The organism is Paenibacillus agaridevorans (assembly GCF_018604145.1).
Taxonomy (GTDB): Bacteria; Bacillota; Bacilli; order Paenibacillales; family Paenibacillaceae; genus Pristimantibacillus; species Pristimantibacillus agaridevorans.
Window position 1 is genome coordinate 6,670,793 of sequence record NZ_CP075889.1, and the last position, 19,423, is coordinate 6,690,215.

Genomic DNA, 19,423 nt, shown 5'->3' on the forward strand with positions numbered 1-19,423 from the left:
CGACCCGTACTTCTATTCGATTATAGTCCTTCTTGCTGTTTTACGAAATCATAGATATCTTTGGCCAGGAATGCCGTATCCTGGTTCTCTGCATACCAGTTCTTCATCCATTCCTCGGCTTCCGGTCCTCTGCCTTTCTCCCATACCTTTTGCGCTTCCTCCAGGGCCTGCGCCACCGAATACGAGGAGCCGCTGACGATCGCCTTGACCCACAGCTCGCCGATCGTTTTGTTCGTCTCGCCAAGCGTAATGCTAAGTTCGTTAGGCAGCTGCGGCATATGCTCGGAATGCGTAATTTCCGCATATGGACGGTTCAGATCGAAGTAGATGTCCTTGCCCAGCTCGAACATATCGAGCCCTTCCTTCTCAATCGGGATTTCCGGGTTGAACATATTGGCGGTGCCGCACTTGCCTTCCAGCACCAGCATGGACGATGACAGCATCGTAGCATCCGTCATGTAGCCAACTTCACCCTTCTTGTCGCCTTCGGTCAGGACCGGGCAGCCGGCGGTGTCAAGCTCATGATGTACGCCTTCCAATCCGAATTGCAGCGCTGTTCCTGTAGATGGCTTCGCCAGGAAATCGATGTAATCCATAACCGCTTTCGGATCTTTTGTGCCTCTGTTCACGGCCGCCGTCATTTGCACCGGATTCTGGAACGTCGGATTAAAGGATCCTGCCGGGCTTTCCGGATAAGCGATCGGAATAATTTCCGCATCGGGAACATTTTGCTTCAAGGTTACATATTCGTTCTTCATGAACTGTTCCCACTTCAGGAGAACCGGATAGATGCCAAGCTTCCCTGTTACGAAGTCTTGCTTGGCCTTCTCGCCGTTCTTGTCGTTTAGATAATCGCGATCAATGATGCCTTCATCGTACAAGCTCTTCCGGAATTCGGCAGCCGCTACTGCGCTGTCCCAAGCGCGTACGACCTCGCCGTTACGCACAACAAAACCCATGTTCTGGAAGATTTGGTCTACCGTAATGGCAGATTGATGGCTGATCGCCATACCGTAAGTGTCGTCCTTGCCGTTGCCGTCAGGGTCCAGCTTCGTGAAGGCCTTAGCGACTTCGAACATCTCTTCGGTCGTGGTCGGAACCTCCAGATTGAGTTTCTCCAGCCAATCCTTGCGAACGAAGATGGCGCGAATTGGCGTTACCTCGTTCAGCCGGCCGACGTAATAGAGCTGGCCGTCGCTTAATGTTCCGGCTTTTTTGAGATAAGGATATTTCTCGAGCAGCGCCTTATATTCGGTACTGTGTTCATTGATGAGATCGTCAAGCGGCATTAATTGCTTCTGCTGATACCAGGTATCCTTCGGTCCGGCAGCGTATTCGAACAGCAAATCCGGCGCCTTGCCGGAAGCGAACAAGGTATTGAACTTCTCCGTCGATTCCCAGCGCGGTATAGGCACGAACTTGACATTGGCAGGTCCGTTCTCGTTCAGCCACTTCGTCCAGCGGTTGTCCTCCATCGTGCCTTCCGCCGCCGGAACGCTGCCGCGGTCGTACAGCGAGCTTGTAATATTGCCTCTAGCTTCTCCGGAATTTTGTTCTCCTGCTCCTGCGGCGTTATTATTATCTTTTGCCGAGCATCCTGCCAGAAGCGCGCCTGTCATGCAGGCCGTTACCCCCATGATTAACCATTTACGTCCTATTGCCATATGAATCCCCTTCCCTATATTGGAATGTTATATATCGCGGACAATCCACTCGGTCAAGCCAGGCCATTCCCCCTCTCATTAACCTTTGATGGATCCAATCAGCACGCCTTTTACGAAGTATTTCTGCAGGAACGGATAGACGAGAAGCATGGGGATGACCATGACCATAACCCCTGCCGACTTGATGGACTGCGGCGTAATGTTCTGAATATCCTCGAGCTGCGTGTTGTTCAGATCCTGCATAACCGACTGGCTCTGCACCATCTGCTGTACGAGAACGGATAGATTGTATTTGCCCGACTCATTAATGTAGATCAATACATTCATGAACGCATTCCAATATGTCACCCCGTAGAACAAGGACAGCGTGGCAATCATGGGCAGCGATAGCGGCATTATGATCCGGGTCAAAATATTAACTTCGTTGCAGCCGTCAATCCGGGCCGCTTCTTGCAGCTCCTCCGGCAAATTCTCGAAGTAGCTCTTCATCACCAACATATTGTAGGTGCTGATCAGGCCAGGCAGCCAGAGGGCGAAGTACGTATCGACCAGGCCCAGGCTCTTCACGACCAGGTAGGTCGGAATGATGCCGGCTCCGAACAGCATGGTGAACACCATAAACAGGGTGAATGCCTTTCTGGCGTAGAAGTACTTGCGGCTAAGCGGGTACGCGGCGAGAATCGTGAACAGCATGCTCATCACGACGCCAACCAATGTAATGATCAAGCTGTTCTTGAACGCGCCCATCACATTGGTCCCCTTTAATAGCGCTTCATACGCCTCGAGCGAGAAGCCTCTTGGCCACAGCGTCACGAGGCCCGACATAATCGAGCTCGAGTCGCTTAACGATAAGGCGATAATATGGACCAGCGGAAACAAACAAGTTAAGGCTATAATCGTAAGAACGATATAATTGACCGTGTAGAATACTTTGTCGCTGTAAGTTGCTTTCATGTCATCGTCCCCCTAGAACAATCCTTGATCGAATCTGCGAGCCAGCCAGTTGGCCGACAATACGAGTACCAGTCCGACCAGCGCTTCGAACAATCCCATGGCCGAGCTTAAACTGAACTGAGAGCCCTTGATGCCCACCCGGTAAATATAAGTGCTGATGACCTCCGATATATTGGCGACGACCGGATTCTGCAGCATGAACACCTGATCAAAGCCGACTTCCATAATATTGCCGGTTGCCAGGATGAATAAGATGATGATCGTCGGACGAATGCCGGGAAGCGTGATATGCCAGATCTGCCTGAACTTGTTGGCTCCGTCCAGACTTGCCGATTCATAGAGGCTGGGATTGATCATCGTAATGACCGCCAGATAGATGATCGTTCCAAAGCCCATCTCCTTCCAGATTCCCGATGTGATGAAGATGCTGATCCAGGAGAATGGTTTGTACAAGAACGGATATGGCGATCCCGTCATCTTCTCGATCCAGTGGTTAATAAAGCTGGATTCCATGGAGAAGATCGTCAGGACGATGCCTCCGATAATGACCCAGTTGAAGAAGTGGGGCAAATACACGATCGTCTGAACCGTTCGCTTGAAGATCATCTTCCTCGCTTCATTGAGCAAAATGGCGAGAATGATCGGCGCGGGGAAACCGAATATCAGTTGCAGGATGCTTAGTACCAACGTGTTGCGGATAATGGCCAGCGTCTGGGTTTGGCTGAACAGCAGCTCGAAGTTATGGAACCCTACCCACGGACTTCCAAAGACGCCGTCGAAGAAGTTGTAATCTTTGAAGGCGATGATGTTGCCCGCGATCGGAGCGTATTTGAAAATGACGTAAAAAAGGACAACAGGCAAAAACATCATCAGTAGCGGCAAGTTCTGCTTAAATCTTCTCTTTCGGTGCAGCTTCCGCGAGTAGTTGCCGACTCGTTCCGTATCTATCGGATTAGGCTGTGCTGGTTGCATGGCTGTCATCAATCCACCTCTCCATATGTCGAACACGGAGTGTCTCGTGCTTCGCATCAAAATCAATAAGGTAATTGTATTCGTTCGCAAGATCGAATTCCTCGAAATATTATCTCTAGAACTAGAGAAATTATCGCTCTTGCCCGCTGAACAGCAATAACCCGCCATCCAGGTATGAGGGATGGCGGGCGTCATTCTTCTCTATTGATTATTGGAATGCTTGCGATATTCTCTTGGAGAAAGTTTGACGAATTGCTTGAATACCGTCGTGAAATAATTGGGATCGTCGTATCCGACGAACTCGGCGATTTCGGCGATTTTCATATTGGTATTGCTTAACAATATTTTGGCTTTATCCATTCTGACGCTCGTCACATAGTTGACGAAGCTTTCGCCTTTTTCCTTTTTGAACAGGTTGCTGAAGTAGTTGTGGCTTAGATGCACGACCCCCGCCACTTCCGTCAAGCTGCAGTTCTCCATGTAATGGTCTTCGATATATCGAATCGCCTTGGCGATAATATTCTCGTTCTTATGCTGAAGCCAGCTCCCGAACTCGCGGTAGAACAGCTCCACCTGCCCTGACGTCCACATCAGCACATCATCCGGCTCGTTCATGAGCCGAAGGGCGCTTAAGGGCTCGCCGATATCGAGGACGGACTGCTCCTGGCTGAATTCCTTCTGAATGATGACATACAAGGACAGAACGAGCGTCAAAGCTTCCAGCTTGGCCTTCTCGATGGGCTGACCCTTCAGACCTGCCATATAGTCGGTCAGGTACTCCTTCATCAGATCGGACTGGCCCAGCATAATCTTGGACATGATCTCGTCCTGCACGGCTCTCACTTTATTCTGATTAACCGTCTGCAATTCCAGCGTCGAATCGGGCAGGGCATCCGTACGGCTGCTCTCGCTCGCGATGGCCTCGTAACAGGCGGGCAATTGGGCCACATTCTCGATATAGCCCACGGGATGGATGACGTTCGGAATGCCCAGCACCTGATCCAGCGCATCCCCCAGCGACCCGGCGAACTCCGGTATCGAGGGATGAGCTTCCAGGAAGACGGCGTATACATCATGGATAACAGGCAGCAGCTTGCCCTTCAGCCTGAACGTTCCTATCAGCTCTTCCACGATATTCGTAAGGGCGAATTGCAATAAAGGCAGATCGCTTTTCCTGTAGGACTTGGTATCCGGCAGATAGGTCGTGACCTTCAGCATAAGCAATTCCTTGCGGACATATTTTCCGTTAATGTCCTCCAGCTTGTTCGGATCGTAAGGCAATCTCAGCATGAGGGAACGGATGACATGTTCTTCGATTAATTGCTGCTCCAGCAAGTGGACTTCCCTCTTCTGCAGATCCTGCATGATCAATCGGCTGGCCTTATCGAGAACCTTGAGCAATTCCTGCTCCGGGCAAGGCTTTAGCAGGAAGTCCAGGACGCCGTATCGGATCGCGGCTTGCGCATACTCCAGATCCTTGTAGCCCGTCAGGATGACGACCCTTGTTCCGGGAAAGGTTTCATAGACGTGCCGGGACACCTCTATGCCGTCCATATGCGGCATGCGCACATCCGTCATCACCAGGTCGGGGCTTAGCGTCCGGATCTGCTCGATAGCCTCAACGCCATTTCTCGCTTCCCCGATGACGCTCCAGTTGGGAGCATTTTTTTCGATTAATTTGGTGAGTCCTTTGCGAATCGTAATTTCGTCATCGACAATCAATACTCTGCAGATTTTCATTGCTGCTCTCCTTTGTCGACAGCCTCCGTCTGATACGGCAGGATCAGCTTCATCGTTGTTCCCGTTCCAAGCCCGCTGACCAGCTCCAGCCCGTATGGCGATCCATAGACAAGATCAATGCGCCGCAAGACGCTCTTTACCCCTAGCCGCTCGCGTCGCTGTTGATCCGCCGTGCCAGCGCTTCGGAGCATGATTTGCTCCGCGGTCTCCGAATCGACTCCGCAGCCGTTATCCGTAATTTCGATTCGCAGCTGATCGGCATGCCGGTAAGCATGGATCTCAATAAACTTGTCGAACTCCTTATCACGGAAAGCATGGACGAACACATTCTCCACGAGCGGCTGAAGCAGCAGTCTGATCAACAGACAATGCTCCACGTCATCGTCGATGCGAATAACCGTGTGTAAATCATCCTTTAACCTTGCTTTCTGGATATTTAAATAATTTTCAATTTGATGAATCTCATCCTTCAAGGTGATCATCTCGTTGACTGGCTCCAGCGCGAACCGTAAAATTTCCGACAATGACAAGACCAGCTTCGCGGTCTCCATATCATCCTTAAGATAGAGCTCCCAGTAGATCGTATCCAACGTATTGTACAGAAAATGTGGATTCAGCTGCGCCTGCAAGGCCTTGAGCTCCGCCTCCCGCTCGTTTAATTGCCGCTCGTATACTTCGTGGATCAAGGAATTGATATTAGCGGCCATCGCGTTAAAGCTTTGTCCGATCAATGCCAGCTCGTCTTTGGTCTGAATCTCGATATGCGTCTCGAAGTTCCCTTGTCGGAGCTGCTGCATGCCTCTCATCAACAGCTTCAACGGGCGCAGCAATTGCTGACTGGTGACGGTGACAAGAATCCAGGCAAGGATGATGCTCAATATAGCGGAATAAACCGCCACTTCAACGATCTTCTGGCTGTCCTCCTGCATATCCTTCAGAGAGACGGAGCTGACCAGCGAGAAAAAAATTTCTTCGGAGCGGCTCTTGGTAAACAGATGCGGATTCTCGTCCACCGTAAGGATATCCGTCTGGCGCAAGGCAAGCAGGTCGGCAGCAGCTATGCGATCCCGTTGGGGCTCATCGGTGTAGAGCAATTGATTTCTTGGATCAAACAAGTAGACTCTTCCGGTCTCCTTCTCCTTCAGCGAGGTCAGAAATTTGGAAAACAACGTCTCGTCGAAGATCATCACCATGACGCCATAAGTAACCAGATGCGGCGTCTTCATCAGACGGGAGGCGACAATTACATCCCGGAACCCGCTTTCTTCTACGGAGCTGGGCAGCGCCACCTTGTCCCATACGATCCCACCGTCGGTTCCCTCCAGATTGGCTGCGATGATCCGGTATTTCTCATCTCCCAAAATGTTCACGGCTAGGCTGTTGTTCGTGTAGATAGGCTGACCGTTCAGATTGTACAAGTATAAGGACCGGAGCTGGGGAGCGTCGAGCTTGACTTTGTTCAAGAGTTCGTCCAGCTGGATCCGATCCAGATATTGCTGATATTTTGCATCATCGCCTTCGCTGATCGAATTCATGATGATTTCCTCGACGTAGGGATTAAATACAACGTAATCGGATATGCGATAGATATCTTGAATACGAAGCTCCAGTCTGAGCAGAGCCTGCTCATTCGCCTTAGCGAATTGTTTGCTTAATTCCGTCTCGAAGATGTCAAGATGGATACGATAGGAAATATAGCCGCTCAAGCAAAAAACGATCAAAATGACTGCGGATAAACTGGCAATCAGCTTCATTTTGAAGCTTCTGCGCGAACGAAAGCCTTTGGGTTGTGCTTGTGCCACAGCTCACACTCCATTAATCGCGGTTAATCCTAATCCCTTTCCGTTTTCATCAACGCCTCTTGCTCCCGAAAAGCCGAAGGGGACAGGCCGTACTTTTTCTTAAACAATGTCGAGAAGTATGTCGTATTGTAAATACCGACCGATTCGCTGATTTTTGCGGCCGTCTCGCTCGTCGAAGTCAGAAGTTCCTTGGCCTTCTCCAGTCGGATATAATTCAGATATTCGCTGAACGATTGCCTTGTCGATCCCTTGAACAACTTGCCCAGATAACTTGGAGACAAGTCGGCAATATTAGAGACGAGCTCCAGGGACAAATTGGGTTCCGCGTAATGCTCCTGAATATAGTTTTGAACCTTCTCAATGACAATGTTGTGCTTTTGCGCGTTTATCCAGTGGTTTTTCTCCTCGATCAGACTGCAAATATTGGCGCAATATCGATTGAAGAGGCTCTTGATTTCCTCCAGATTGCCGGCAGCCTCGATTTCGGTAACCGCGTCCAGATACTCCGTGAAATTAGAGTCCGGAATATGACGCAAATAATCAAAATGCTTGAGCAAAGAGAGCATGAATTGCGTGCTGTACGTGATCACCTGATTGACCGAGCCGTCTGAAATTTGCTCGATAAACTGTTCGACGGCTTCCCGAATGGCGTCCGGTTTGCCGGATTGAACGGCTTCGATCAGTCTCTTCTCGCAATCGGTCGGGTAGCTTGCGGTCGTCATAATATGCGGGCGGGTTATCTGGGCGTCCAGAATCGACTCTTTTCCATAAATCAGTCGATACTTCACATATTGCTGCGCCGAGTTATAGGAAAACGAGATGTTTTTTCTGCCATAGCTTATATCGCCAACCCCTATAGAGACCGTAAGCTTAAAGTATCGCTTCAGGAAACTCTGTACGTTGCGCAAGGCGGGTACCAGTTCCTCAGGGCGCTCGTTTTTTGTATACTGGCAAATGGCTACCCCTTCATTCTCCCCTGTAGTCAGATAATCGCATGTACCGAGAGACTCCAGCATCTCCTTCGCAATATTGCCCAGGGCAAAGCGCAGCAGCGACTTCTGCCCGCTTTCCGTCCCTCCTCTCGCTGGCTCCAAATCATCGAACTTAAACACGATCACGCAGAAATAGGACCCTGCAAGCTCCTCGTCGATGTCCCGAATGAGTTCTTCGGGCACGGAGGTATCGGGCGATTGGCTTCTGAGCAGCGAATGCAGATAATGGTCTCGAATCGTTCGCGATGACCGGTTAATCACGAATTGCATCGACTTTTCTCTTTCCTCCTGCGAAGCGAACATATCGGCCATGACCTGGTATTCGTCGATAAACGACGACTGCGGTGCGGCTGTTTTCTGCATGATTTTCTCGAACAACGCGGATAGCGGCCTATAGATGCTTTTGCTCAGAAAAATGGATACAAGCAAGCCGATCAGCACGATTACTCCCGTCACAAGCAGCGTAACATTGCGAAGATGGTTAATGTCAGAGATAAGACTGGAATAAGGAGTAACGCTCACAAAATACCAGTCCAGTTCCCTGGACTTTACATAAGCGACCAGATGCTTCTTATGATCAATCGTCGTCGTAAAGCTGTTCTCCGTCTCATCCTGGCCCAAAATCCGCTGCACGTGCCCCGTGCCCGACAAATCGTCCAGAAACTGATTCGAATCCGTATGGGACAGCACCTTGCCTTCCTTGTTGATGACGAACACGTTGTTGGTCGAATCCGTTTTTCCGATTTTGCGGATCGTCGTCAGGATGGACTGTTCTTCTACATTAATGTAGATAAGCGGATTATTCGTGGCTCGCAGAGAGAAGTCCGGATACAACAGAAAGGTCAGGAACTGCAGCGGCGCCCTCTGATTGCTATTAGGAACGGTCAGACTCCTCGGGTAAAACTCCATATATTGTTCGGCGCTGATGGCGTAGAGCGAAGCATCAAACGGAAGCCCTGCCGTATCGACGACCGTCGCCGTGGACGGTCGATAAATCCCGATGCTGTGGATATACGGATACGAGCTTTGAATCTGGGACAATTGTTGAAAGACATGGTAATTCCTCGTCTTATCCTCCTGCGTATCATGCAAAAATGAAGTAATCTCCGGCTGGGTGAGCAAAGAATTGCCGATCGTCATGGCTTGGTTATAGACGACATCGGATGCGTAGCTTATTTGGGATAGAACGGCTTTGGAATTGCGATCTATTTCTTGGATAGCGCTCCTCGAGAAAAAATAAAAGAGATAGGCGGAGAGCAGACTGACCGTGAGAAGGATGAGCAAAAAGTAGGATATGGTCAGCTTCTGGAATGCCTTATATCGAACAAGCCGATCCATAGTAAGTCGCATGAGAAGCCTCCATTCCGGTTAGCTGGTGTAATCTAACCAATATAGAATAATCCCGCTTAAAAAGATACTTCATTCCTTATAAATGATGGTCATTTCGGATATTTGAAAGCCTATGTCCGAATAGTGAAAGCGAAATCCGGTATTCAAAATTGGCAGCACCCGGACTCTGATATAGAGTTAATGCAACGCTCACAAAACTTATAGGAGGATACGAAATTGGAAAAAAGACAGCGACAGACATTCGGCATGTTTATGGATATCCGCAAGAACGGAACTTCTTACTTGCTGGTCCTCCCGGCGATGGTTTATACATTTATTTTCGGGTATATGACCTATCCGTATATGATCATTGCTTTTCAACGATTTAATTATACAAAGGGGATTTTCAATAGCGAATGGGTGGGGCTGCAGAACTTCGAGTTTTTCTTTCGCTCCTACAAAGCCGTCACAGTCACCTTTAATACCATTTTCCTGAATTTGCTCTTTATTGCCTTTGGTACGCTGACGGCTCTTGTGATTGCGCTCGTGCTGAACGAGCTGCGCAAGAAGCTGTTTGTCAAGATCAGCCAATCGGTCATGCTTTTCCCGCATTTCATCTCCTGGATCGTGGTCAGCTATGTGCTGTATGCCTTCTTCTCCATGGATATGGGACTGATCAATAAATTGCTGAATATGCTCGGAATCGCCTCTGTCAACTGGTACACGGAGCCGGAGGTCTGGCCTGCCATCCTCACTGCGATGAACGTATGGAAGGGCGCGGGCATGAGCGCCGTCATCTATCTGGCTACCATTACCGGCATCGACGAAACCTTGTATGAAGCGGCCGAGATCGATGGGGCCAATCGATGGCAGATGTGCTTGCGCATCACCCTTCCTCTCATGATGCCGACTGTCATCATTCTAACATTGCTTTCGATTGGAAAAATTATGTATGGGGACTTCGGCATGATCTATGCCTTGATCGGCGACAACGGCACCTTGTATTCGACCACGGACATTATCGATACGTATGTCTTCCGCTCGTTGCGTCAGATCGGCGACCCTTCCGAGGCGATGGCCGTCGGGCTGTTCCAGTCCGTCATCGGGTTCATCCTCGTCTTCGGCACGAACGCGATTACCCGCAAATTTTTCAGAGACGGCGCTTTGTATTAAAATCCCGCATCGGCAGGGATCTGCCGCGGCGAGGTTTCAGGAGGATTAGTCATGAAGAAGTTTTCCCTTAGCAAGACGGTGATGTATGCGCTGATCTCGATCTATTCGGCGATCTGCTTTATTCCGATGCTGCTGGTGCTGATGATATCGATCACGGACGAGGATGCCGTATTAAAGAACGGCTACAGTCTTTTCCCGGAGAAGTTTTCCTTATATGCCTATAAACTGATTTTTACAGGCGGTTCTCAGGTGATGCAGAGCTACACCATCTCCATCTTTGTCACGGTCGTCGGCACGCTTCTGGCCATACTGGTAACGTCGATGGCCGGCTATACGCTGGCGAACAAACATGTGAAATATCGGAATCTGCTGGCGCTTTACTTTTTTATCACCATGATCTTCTCCGCCGGGATCGTGCCTTGGTATATGATGAACCGCATGCTCGGTCTGACCGACAATATTCTGGCGCTGATTATTCCGTCGCTGCTGTTCAGTCCGTTCAACCTGTTCCTGGTACGCAACTTCATGAATGGCGTGCCCGATTCGCTCAGAGAATCGGCGACTATTGACGGGGCCAATGATATAACGATCGCGTTCCGGATCTATCTTCCGCTTTGCACGCCCGTTCTGGCGACCATTGCGCTCTTTTACGGATTGGACTACTGGAACAACTGGTGGAATGCGATCATGCTGATCGACGACCAGGATTTGTACCCGCTGCAATTTATGCTTCTGCAGCTGCAGTCGGAGATCAGCATGCTTAACGAGATGACGATGCTGGCCGGGACAAGCGATATGACGCTGCCTTCGGAATCCGTCAAGATGGCGACGGCGATCGTGACGATCGGGCCGATCGTTTTCCTCTATCCGTATTTGCAGAAATACTTCGTAAAAGGCCTGGTCATCGGTTCGGTCAAAGGCTGATGGCTAAAGACGGATATATTCCCATTGGGGTTTATATAAAAAAACAGCATGATTTGAGGAGGTCAATTGGTATGAAAAAGCAATACGCGTTTGCATTAGCAGCAGTGCTTGCCCTTTCGACATTGGTGGGATGCGGCAAAGCATCCGATTCGGAGGGCGCGGGGAGTACCGGCGGCAACTCTTCCGACCCGCAGTCGGAAAATAACGGGAAGCCTGCCGAGGCGGTCAAAATCAAATATTTGGTTCCCGGCACCGAGCCGAAAGACTACAAGGAAGTGTACCAAAAGGTCAATGAGAAGCTGGCTGCGGACGGTGTAGGCGTTGAGGTGGAGAAGGTCTACATCCCGTGGGATGCATGGGATCAGAAGCTCAATTTGATGTTGTCCACCGGCGAGGAATTCGACTTGTTCCACGTCATGCAGGACCGTACGCCATTCTCCAGCTACTATAATCGCGGCGCGCTTGCGGATATCTCGGATGCGATCGACAAGTATGGAGAGAATCTGAAGAAGTCCATCCCGGACGATATTCTCGACGGAGCCAAAATTAATGGAAACTATTATGTCGTTCCCTCTTATTGGGTTGAAATGGCAAGCGAAGGCCAGTTCAATATTCGTCGGGACATTCTCCGCGAGAACAATCTCGAAGAGCCGAAGACTCCGGAAGAATTGATCAGCGCTTGGGAAGTAGTCATGCAGAACTGGAAAGGAAGCAACAAACCTTATCTGGGCACTCGGGCTGACTTCGACCCCATCTTCCTGCATACGTCCATGCTGCACCGGTCTTATGATACCTTCCCTTTCACGGTGAAGGATAAATTCTTTTACGTGAATCAGAACGGCGAGTTCAAGTCCTGGATTGAGACGGAGGAGTTCAAAAAAGATGCGGCCTTCATGCGCGAACTGTACACCAAGGGACTTACCAATCCGGATATCCTGGTCATGAAGCAGGAGCAGGTCGATGCTCAGCTCGACAGCGGCGAATGGTTCGTCCGCCTGGGAACCGGCGGAAGCTTGAACGGGCTTAAAAAGTACAATCCGGAAGCCACTGTGGACGATATCGGCGTTGTATGGTTCAACCCGGAGAAAGAGTATCTGCGTCCGCTCGCCTTCAAGAACGGGAATGCCGTGCCGGTGAACAGCAAACATCCGGAGGCGGCCGTCAAATTTATGGATTGGATGCTGGCAAGTCAAGAGAATTATGATCTGGTTCAATATGGCATAGAGGGCGAGCACTACACCAAGGACGGCGAGAAGGGCTTCACGCCGATCCGGGATCCGGAGAACAATAACAATTCGAGATACAGAGGATCCGATTCGCAAAACGGCAACGTAAACTTCATGCGTTTTGACTTGGAGGCCAGCATCCCCGACAACAACAAAGTTTTATTTGAGCCAAATCCGAGCGCCATTAACAGTATCGCGGCAAACTTTGTTTTTGACCCAACGAATGTAAGAACCGAGTACACCAACATTTTGTCCGAAGCTTCCGCTAGCATCACTCCGATTTATATGGGTGTCCAGGATTACGACAAGGCCTTCCCGGCCGCGTTGGAGAAAATGAAAAAAGCCGGTCTGGATAAAGTCGTGGCCGAATACCAGCTGCAATTCGAGACCTATCAGGCTTCTCAAAAGTAAGCGAACCGAAAACAAACCGGAAGGCGTTGAGAAAGTTGACCTTGAAGCAGCAAAGACTGGCATTTGAAGCGGCAAAAAACATCTATGAAAGCGCGACATTGGTCTTTCATGGCGTAGACGGGTTTGATGTTTACAATATTTCGATCCCATTCGAACGGGACGGAAAACGTTACCTGTTCGGACGGGTCGAACGTCGGAAGGAGTGGGCCCGCTCTTGGGTCCGCCTCTTCGAGGAGACGGGACAAGATGAATGGACCGTGGTCAAAGACAGCATGATCTATACGCTGGAGGACCCTTACATCAGCGAGATCGGCGACGAGCTTATACTGGGCGGGACCCATGTGCAATACGAGAGAGGGAAGTACAGCACGTTTTTCGGCTATTTCTTCCGGGGCGCCAATCTCCACGACTTGTACTACTTCACGACCGGTCCAAACAAAATGAAGGATATTCGCCTTGTTCCGCTCTCGAACGGCAAGATCGGCGTCTTCTCGCGCCCGCGGAACGCCGACATGAGAAGCAAATACGGCAGCGAATCCATGATCGGCTTTACGGTCATCGACAATTTGGATGATCTGACGGCGGACGTCATCGAAAATGCGCCTTACATTCACGGCATTTTCGGCGAGGGCGAATGGGGCGGCGTCAATCAGGCTTATCTGCTCGACAGCGGCAAAATCGGCGTCATCGGCCACATCTGTTACCGCGATCAGGACGAGAATGACGGGGAATTGAGGGTGTATCTAAACATGGCCTTCGTCTTCGATCCCATTACCCGGGAATCCTCGGATCTTCATCTGATCGGAAGTCGTCCCTGCTACCCTCCGGGCCCGGCCAAAATGCCATATTTGGTCGACTGCGTCTTCGCCTCGGGCATCGTGATGCGTCCGGACGGCAAGGCGGATCTGTACAGCGGCATTGGCGATTGCCAGGCTGGGCGTATTACGATCGACTATCCGTTCGCAAGACATGGTCGTCTTGTTTAGAAGAGATAGAGGAGGAAGCTAATCGATGCAAAACAAAATTATTGGAGCGCTGGCGTCGAGCCCGCTCATTACCCGCCATCCGGCCAATCCCGTACTGGACGCGGCACGCGTGCCTTATCCCACCGCGCTTGTCTTCAATGCCGGAGTAGCCAAGATGAACGGCCGCTACGTCATGGTATTCCGCAACGACTACGGCTCGTTGGGCAATAAGACGATCGAACCGTCTCATACGACGGATCTCGGCATCGCCTTCAGCGACGACGGCATTAACTGGACGGCGGGACCGAAGCCGATCTTCAAGATGCGCGACGAGGAGATCGTGCGCGCCTACGATCCGCGTCTGACGGTCATCGACGGACGATGCTACATGTGCTTTGCCGTCGATACAAAACACGGCATTCGGGGCGGCGTCGCGGTGACGGACGACTTCGAATCCTTCGAAGTATTGAGCTTGTCGACGCCGGATTTGCGCAACATGGTGCTGTTCCCGGAGCGAATCGGCGGCAACTACGTCCGGCTGGAGCGACCGTTCACGGTATACAGTCGCGGCGGAGCCGACCGGTTCGACACCTGGATCTCGGAGTCGCCGGATCTGGTCTATTGGGGCCGTTCCGAGCTGCTGCTGGCGGTGGAGCAAGTGCCGTTCGCCAATGACAAGATTGGCCCGGCCGCGCCGCCCGTGAAGACGGATAAGGGCTGGCTAACCACGTTCCATGCGGTGGATATCGATCCCGCCAGAGGAAAGAACGGCTGGGAGCCGACCTGGAAGAAGCGGTATACGGCCGGCATTATGCTGCTCGATCTCGACAATCCGAAGAAAATTCTCGGCATGAGCTCGTCGCCGTTGCTGGCGCCGGAAGCGCCGTACGAGACGGACGGGGGCTTCCGTAACGACGTCATTTTCCCTGGCGGCATGGTGCTGGAGGAGGATGGCGAAGTAAAAATCTATTACGGTGCCGCCGACACGGTGGAATGCCTCGCTACCGCCCATGTGGACGACCTGATCAGACTCTGTCTTGAAGGGTAAAACCAAAGAGCAGCTCCTTCCCTTGAACGGGAAGGGCTGCTCTTTGTTACGGAGCTTACCTTTTAAGCTGAGGCGGTCATGGGGACCAAAGCACGAGCTTTTGACCAAATGTCCTCTCGATTAATTGAACGGGAACCTGGAGCTCCATTGAGTCTCCGATATATGCGCCTATAGGATCGCCTAGCGGCGTGCCGTTCCATTTCGCTTCATTGCCCCAGCTTCGGACAACCAAGGTCGCGTCCCCACGTTTAAATACCGCCTCGCTCTTCTCCTCGGTCCATGACAGATTTGCGCGGATCTCCTCCGCAATGTACGACGCGGGTAGTCTCGTGACGTTATAAGCTTCGATCTCTTTAACCGATGAGACCCTGTCCATCGCCTCGCCGGGGATCTCGAAGCTCGCGGTCGAGCCCGTAACCGGATGAGGGAAGCTAAAGATCAACTTGTCCAGCAACAACGACTTCGACTCTCGAAGCGCCATTACCGAATGATACATATGGGCCAGATCAGCCTCTTCCGCCGGCCGCTCCATATTTACGACTAGATCGAATGGCAGTCCTGTCGTACCGTAATGCGGCACCGCTCCCCGAATGGAGGCATAATCATATTCGGCGACCTTGCAACAAGAGAAATCGATGTGGATAAAATCGGCGTATTCGGCCTGTACGGTCTGCAACAGCGACTCCGCTTCTAGCTTCGCCTGCTTCTTCCATAGCGTCGTGGCGTAGTCATCCGATAATCCTTGCTCGCGATTTTTATTGACATACACGTTGAATTGCAGCGAAGGATCCGAGGCAGGCTGTACGGTCGCGACAAGCGGCTCGATGTTGTCCCAGAGGTAACGAGTGCTCACAACCTTCATTGACTCATCGTAGGTTTGCGCCAAGTAACGCTCCGTCCGCTGCTCGAATCGGAACTTCTGATAGAAACCTTTTTGGAATTCCACATACAGCAGGATAGGCACAAGCACGATCACGGCGATTCCGATTACGACTATTTTGCCAAAATTACGTTTCATGAAGGTTCTCCTTTAGCATTAGGCCGTGGTTATACCCTCATTAGACGGGGCAAGGCTTCGTTTTGTTGCCTTAGGCTGCACTGCCGGCCTCCGATAGGGGCTGTCCGAGAAGTGAACTTTTAAGGTAGCACCGTTGTCCTTATGGCTCGATTATATGGGTAGGCTTGTAACAAAATTCAAAACAAGTCGCTTCACCGGGGTAAGTGTGTATGAAAATTCATATACAATTCACCAAACAGGCCCGCTTCTGGCCAATCGTGTATGAAAATTCATACACAATCCACCAAATAGGCCCACTTCTGGCCAATCGTGTATGAAAATTCATACACAATCCACCAAATAGGCCGGCTTCTGGCCAAACGTGTATGAAAATTCATATACAATACCCCAAACAGGCCAGCTCTGGCCAAACGTGTATGAAAATTCACACACATTTCCCAAACTGGCCTGCACCTGGCAAAATGGCTATCCAAAAAATCAGTGAAAAAGGAATAGGCCTGCAGCCGCCTCGACCAACCGTTCCTTTGTCATGCTGGCCGAATCCGACTCTACATGATGGACAACCGTTTCGCCTTCCTTCTCTTCCATCCACATGATTCCTTGCAGCACGTTGCTCTCTCCGAACAGCGATTGATCGTTTTTGGTGTAATGCGCCTTGTGTCCGTCTAAATCCAGCTCTTCGTAGACGGTTGAAGGCGAAGTTAAAGCTTCGGTTTTTATGGAAGCATCGCTAATAATCTGCCAGGTATAGTACAGAGCCTCGTCATTGACATCCTTGTAGACCGAAGTGTAGTACGATTCCGGACCTGCGGCGGACGGCTCCGTCAAGCGCCATAGCGGTTCGCTGCCTCCCGTTTGATGATGTTCGTCTTTCATTTCTTCCAAGCTATCTGCGGCATCCAACCCCATGATAACATGGAAGGGACTTCCCTCGGCCCCCGCCTTCAAGGTGTAGGCACCACCAAGCAGGTTGTCCGGCAACGTTTCCGTCACGCCTTTCTCCTCCAATACGCTCCGCCACTCCAGGGCTCCGGCAATCCAATCCGGACTTGCGACTCCGATAGGCAAAGGAGCGCCACGGTACTCCGAGAAAACCTCCGGCAGATAAACAACAGCCGTAGTACCCGGCGCCAGCTCATCTTGTACCGCCTTTAACGACGCCCGGGCATTATCCAACGCTTCGGGGCTAATTGTCAGCGCCTCATTCGATTGCATACGAATGGAATACTTGCCTAGCGAGTCCGAGAACAACAGCTGTGTGCCTGCATAACCGAATCCGGTCAGAACCGCTATAATAGCGGCAATAATGGCAACCCTTGATAAACCTCTTTTGTTTTTCATATGAATATTTCTCCTTCCGTCCATCGCCATCCGTCCATAATCGGCCATGATTCGCTCATCCAGCGAAGGAGGGCATTCCAGCTCGGCCTGATCGCGCTTGAACGCCTCCATTAACTTCCGTTCAAAAGACATAGCCATTCCGCTCCTTTCCCCCCTGGTTCTCCTCGAATCGGCGGCGCAACTGCTTCAGGGCGTGATGATGTCTCGATTTGACCGTTCCCAAAGGGATGTCCAGCAGCTCCGCAATCTCTTCCAGCGAACAGTCCTGGTAGTACCTGAGAACAAGGATCTCCCTTGCTTTATGGGATAGAATCCCCAGAAGCGGCTCAAGCTCCATTCGGTCGCCTACAGCGGACAACCGCGCTTCGGCTCGGCCGTCCCAGGACTGGCCCGCTACCGTTTGCAGCTTCTCCGCGATTCGAAAAATTCTCCAGCTCTTCCTCTTCCAATTCCGCACTTGCCTGACAATCAATCCGTTAAACCATGCTGTAAAAGGCTGCTCCGATCGATACTTGTCCGCGCTTCTCATCAACTCGATATAAACCTCGCTCATGATGTCCCCCACATCTTCTTTGCGGGGAGAGAGATAATGAATCAGCCTGTAGGCATGATTGCGCGTCGCTTCGTATACCGTACGAAATGCCTCCTCGTCGCCCCGGCTCATCCGGATAAGCCATGGGCTCCAATCAATATCCTTCATAGGACCGGCCTCCATTCAGGTGTTACATGATTTATTGGTCCGTTTTGGATAAAAGGTTCATTGCTGCAGTAAAAGTTACTTTGATCTTAGAGCATATTGAAGAAGCCGGGGTAAGTTTTTTTATAACCGTTGTATCCTTGGAGAGTCTGAACGCTGTTGCTTATAATAAAGGGTGCTACTCAGTGAAATTTAGGGGGAGTCCGGAAGATGGATATTACCGTTCAATTGGTACGGGAACTTATAGACAACCAGTTTCCTCAATGGAAAAATCACAACATTACCCCAGTCGATAAAAGCGGACATGACAATCGCACCTTCCGTCTGGGCAGCGAGATGACCGTCAGGCTGCCAAGCCATAAACGGTATGCTTCGGCTGTCGAGAAAGAGATGATGTGGCTGCCTGTCTTCAAGCCTCTGCTGTCCTTGCCGATCCCCGCGCCTGTTGCGAAAGGAGAACCTTCGAAAGATTATCCATTTCCTTGGTCCGTCAACCAATGGATTGAAGGCGACACTGTCACGCATGGCAATATCCGCAGCCAAAACCAATTGGCCGAGGATCTTGCGCGATTCCTGCTCGAGCTGCAGGCCATAGACGCAAGCAAGGGGATCCCCGCGGGCGTTCAAAACTTTCATCGCGGAGGAAACCTCAGAATCTACCATGACGAAACGTTATCCGCCATCGCTAAGCTCGCCGGCTCATACGATCGGAAGTTGTTGTCGGACATTTGGGAGCTCTCCCTCTCTACACGATATCAACCTGCTCCGGTATGGTTGCATGGCGATATCGTCGTAGGCAACTTGCTTGTCCAGAAGGGACGCTTGAGCGGCGTTATCGATTTTGGAACCATGGGAGCGGGAGACCCGTCGAGCGACCTTGTAATGGCTTGGACATTTTTCGACGATGACAGCCGCGCTGTCTTTCTGGAGCACATGAACGTTGACGAAGCTATGATTAATCGGGCACGGGGCTGGGCTTTATGGAAGGCTCTCATTACCTATGTCGGGAACGAGCCGGGTTCGGAGCTCTCGGTGTGGGGGCATCACATAATAGAAGTTATTATTGCGGAGTATAAACAGCGGCGTCAACTTCGTCATTCTGAAGGCTGACCCTATAATTAGAAGCAGCGACAGCCAAAGGACGAGAAAATAAAGTCCTGGACTGTC

Annotated in this window: 15 protein-coding genes; 6 read left to right on the top strand and 9 right to left on the bottom strand. The window is 51.0% G+C overall.

The genetic code is table 11. The annotated features are described in order from the left end of the window. Positions 1 to 20: 20 nt before the first annotated feature. From KJW29_RS26735 to KJW29_RS26760, 6 genes are all read right to left on the bottom strand, one after another. Positions 21 to 1,664 carry an extracellular solute-binding protein gene (locus KJW29_RS26735; protein ID WP_214626940.1) on the bottom strand — a complete coding sequence of 548 codons (1,644 nt, stop codon included), beginning with the start codon at positions 1,662 to 1,664 and terminating at the stop codon, positions 21 to 23. Between the two features lie 78 nt (positions 1,665 to 1,742). Then, positions 1,743 to 2,618, bottom strand: a complete 876-nt coding sequence (locus KJW29_RS26740; protein ID WP_214626941.1) for a carbohydrate ABC transporter permease — start codon at positions 2,616 to 2,618, stop codon at positions 1,743 to 1,745. A 12-nt stretch (positions 2,619 to 2,630) separates the two neighbouring features. Continuing rightward, positions 2,631 to 3,590 carry an ABC transporter permease gene (locus KJW29_RS26745; protein ID WP_425517580.1) on the bottom strand — a complete coding sequence of 320 codons (960 nt, stop codon included), beginning with the start codon at positions 3,588 to 3,590 and terminating at the stop codon, positions 2,631 to 2,633. Positions 3,591 to 3,791: 201 nt separating this feature from the next. Continuing rightward, positions 3,792 to 5,330: a response regulator transcription factor gene (locus KJW29_RS26750; protein WP_214626943.1), complete on the bottom strand. Its 1,539-nt coding sequence runs from the start codon at positions 5,328 to 5,330 to the stop codon at positions 3,792 to 3,794. Continuing rightward, positions 5,327 to 7,132: a sensor histidine kinase gene (locus KJW29_RS26755; protein WP_214626944.1), complete on the bottom strand. Its 1,806-nt coding sequence runs from the start codon at positions 7,130 to 7,132 to the stop codon at positions 5,327 to 5,329. The genes KJW29_RS26750 and KJW29_RS26755 overlap by 4 nt, the downstream gene beginning before the upstream one ends. Positions 7,133 to 7,161: 29 nt before the next feature. After that, positions 7,162 to 9,474, bottom strand: coding sequence for an AraC family transcriptional regulator (locus tag KJW29_RS26760; RefSeq protein ID WP_214626945.1), 2,313 nt, complete (start codon positions 9,472 to 9,474; stop codon positions 7,162 to 7,164). A gap of 246 nt (positions 9,475 to 9,720) precedes the next feature. Between KJW29_RS26760 and KJW29_RS26765 the strand changes: the two genes are divergently transcribed. From KJW29_RS26765 to KJW29_RS26785, 5 genes are all read left to right on the top strand, one after another. Next, positions 9,721 to 10,626 (top strand): ABC transporter permease, encoded by a 906-nt coding sequence (locus tag KJW29_RS26765; RefSeq protein WP_087568501.1) that lies wholly within the window; start codon positions 9,721 to 9,723, stop codon positions 10,624 to 10,626. A gap of 51 nt (positions 10,627 to 10,677) precedes the next feature. Further along, positions 10,678 to 11,550 carry a carbohydrate ABC transporter permease gene (locus KJW29_RS26770; RefSeq protein ID WP_087568307.1) on the top strand — a complete coding sequence of 291 codons (873 nt, stop codon included), beginning with the start codon at positions 10,678 to 10,680 and terminating at the stop codon, positions 11,548 to 11,550. 71 nt (positions 11,551 to 11,621) lie between these two features. Continuing rightward, on the top strand, positions 11,622 to 13,187 hold the full coding sequence (locus KJW29_RS26775; RefSeq protein ID WP_214626946.1) for an extracellular solute-binding protein: 1,566 nt from the start codon (positions 11,622 to 11,624) through the stop codon (positions 13,185 to 13,187). 41 nt (positions 13,188 to 13,228) lie between these two features. Next, a complete protein-coding gene (locus KJW29_RS26780; RefSeq protein ID WP_246608398.1) occupies positions 13,229 to 14,173 on the top strand; it encodes an MTP-1 family protein in 945 nt (314 codons plus the stop codon). A 25-nt stretch (positions 14,174 to 14,198) separates the two neighbouring features. Continuing rightward, the gene (locus tag KJW29_RS26785) at positions 14,199 to 15,200 is read left to right on the top strand and encodes a glycoside hydrolase family 130 protein (RefSeq protein WP_214626948.1); all 1,002 of its coding nucleotides are present in this window, start codon (positions 14,199 to 14,201) and stop codon (positions 15,198 to 15,200) included. A gap of 76 nt (positions 15,201 to 15,276) precedes the next feature. Here the strand turns inward: KJW29_RS26785 and KJW29_RS26790 are convergent, their stop codons facing one another. The 3 genes from KJW29_RS26790 to KJW29_RS26800 all read right to left on the bottom strand — a co-directional run bounded on the left by KJW29_RS26790 (position 15,277) and on the right by KJW29_RS26800 (position 18,259). Next, positions 15,277 to 16,218, bottom strand: coding sequence for a stalk domain-containing protein (locus tag KJW29_RS26790; RefSeq protein ID WP_214626949.1), 942 nt, complete (start codon positions 16,216 to 16,218; stop codon positions 15,277 to 15,279). 477 nt (positions 16,219 to 16,695) lie between these two features. Continuing rightward, positions 16,696 to 17,691, bottom strand: coding sequence for a hypothetical protein (locus KJW29_RS26795; protein WP_214626950.1), 996 nt, complete (start codon positions 17,689 to 17,691; stop codon positions 16,696 to 16,698). Beyond that, the gene (locus tag KJW29_RS26800) at positions 17,681 to 18,259 is read right to left on the bottom strand and encodes a sigma-70 family RNA polymerase sigma factor (RefSeq protein WP_214626951.1); all 579 of its coding nucleotides are present in this window, start codon (positions 18,257 to 18,259) and stop codon (positions 17,681 to 17,683) included. The genes KJW29_RS26795 and KJW29_RS26800 overlap by 11 nt, the downstream gene beginning before the upstream one ends. A 207-nt stretch (positions 18,260 to 18,466) precedes the next feature. Between KJW29_RS26800 and KJW29_RS26805 the strand changes: the two genes are divergently transcribed. Continuing rightward, positions 18,467 to 19,366 (top strand): aminoglycoside phosphotransferase family protein, encoded by a 900-nt coding sequence (locus tag KJW29_RS26805; RefSeq protein WP_214626952.1) that lies wholly within the window; start codon positions 18,467 to 18,469, stop codon positions 19,364 to 19,366. Positions 19,367 to 19,423: the final 57 nt, after the last annotated feature.

Bases quoted from the DNA above. Each gene is read 5' to 3' on its own strand.
- KJW29_RS26735 (WP_214626940.1), bottom strand. From the start codon at position 1,664: ATGGCAATAGGACGTAAATGGTTAATCATGGGGGTAACGGCCTGCATG.
- KJW29_RS26740 (WP_214626941.1), bottom strand. From the start codon at position 2,618: ATGAAAGCAACTTACAGCGACAAAGTATTCTACACGGTCAATTATATC.
- KJW29_RS26745 (WP_425517580.1), bottom strand. From the start codon at position 3,590: ATGCAACCAGCACAGCCTAATCCGATAGATACGGAACGAGTCGGCAAC.
- KJW29_RS26750 (WP_214626943.1), bottom strand. From the start codon at position 5,330: ATGAAAATCTGCAGAGTATTGATTGTCGATGACGAAATTACGATTCGC.
- KJW29_RS26760 (WP_214626945.1), bottom strand. From the start codon at position 9,474: ATGCGACTTACTATGGATCGGCTTGTTCGATATAAGGCATTCCAGAAG.
- KJW29_RS26765 (WP_087568501.1), top strand. From the start codon at position 9,721: ATGTTTATGGATATCCGCAAGAACGGAACTTCTTACTTGCTGGTCCTC.
- KJW29_RS26770 (WP_087568307.1), top strand. From the start codon at position 10,678: ATGAAGAAGTTTTCCCTTAGCAAGACGGTGATGTATGCGCTGATCTCG.
- KJW29_RS26775 (WP_214626946.1), top strand. From the start codon at position 11,622: ATGAAAAAGCAATACGCGTTTGCATTAGCAGCAGTGCTTGCCCTTTCG.
- KJW29_RS26785 (WP_214626948.1), top strand. From the start codon at position 14,199: ATGCAAAACAAAATTATTGGAGCGCTGGCGTCGAGCCCGCTCATTACC.
- KJW29_RS26790 (WP_214626949.1), bottom strand. From the start codon at position 16,218: ATGAAACGTAATTTTGGCAAAATAGTCGTAATCGGAATCGCCGTGATC.
- KJW29_RS26795 (WP_214626950.1), bottom strand. From the start codon at position 17,691: ATGTCTTTTGAACGGAAGTTAATGGAGGCGTTCAAGCGCGATCAGGCC.
- KJW29_RS26800 (WP_214626951.1), bottom strand. From the start codon at position 18,259: ATGAAGGATATTGATTGGAGCCCATGGCTTATCCGGATGAGCCGGGGC.
- KJW29_RS26805 (WP_214626952.1), top strand. From the start codon at position 18,467: ATGGATATTACCGTTCAATTGGTACGGGAACTTATAGACAACCAGTTT.